Annotated in this window: 1 protein-coding gene; it reads right to left on the minus strand. The window is 69.9% G+C overall.

Translation table 11 applies throughout. The annotated features are described in order from the left end of the window. Positions 1–334, minus strand: a 334-nt coding sequence (locus AC1DTN_RS39345; RefSeq protein WP_477925692.1) for a 3-hydroxyacyl-CoA dehydrogenase NAD-binding domain-containing protein, incomplete at its 3' end; no start/stop codon positions are given. Between the last annotated feature and the right edge of the window lie 174 nt (positions 335–508).

Raw genomic sequence — 508 nt, forward strand, 5'->3', positions numbered from 1 at the left:
CGATCAGCGCGAGGCGCTGGTCCCTCTGGGCCGGGTCGAGCTTGCCGCGCGAGACGCTGCCGTCGTAGTTGTCCCTCACGCGCTGCAAGCCGCGTTCGAGCCCTTGCTGGTTCGCGTCGATCAGCGTGACGGGAATGCCGAGGTTGGCCAGCGACATGGCAATGCCGCCGCCCATCGTGCCGGCGCCGATCACGGCAGCCCGACGCACGGGGCGCAGCGGCGTACCCGGGGGGATGCCGGGGATCTGCCCCGCCTGGGCGGCGGCTGACCTGGCATGGGCGGCGGCGCGTTCGCGCTCGGCATCGCCGACGGTGAAGAGATCGGTAGTGCTCATGGGTGTCAGGCCTGGTTGTCCTGCAGTTTCAGGGCTTTGCCGTCGACGAACTCGCGCAGGCGCTGCTCGGCCTCCGGCGGGCGCGCGCGCGCCGAGTTGAGTTGCTCGACGAACAGGCCGTCGTCGTGCGACATGTCCTGGATGCGCGGCAGCACGTTGATGATCATCCAGTTG

The organism is Rhizobium sp. 01T444 (assembly GCF_056398305.1).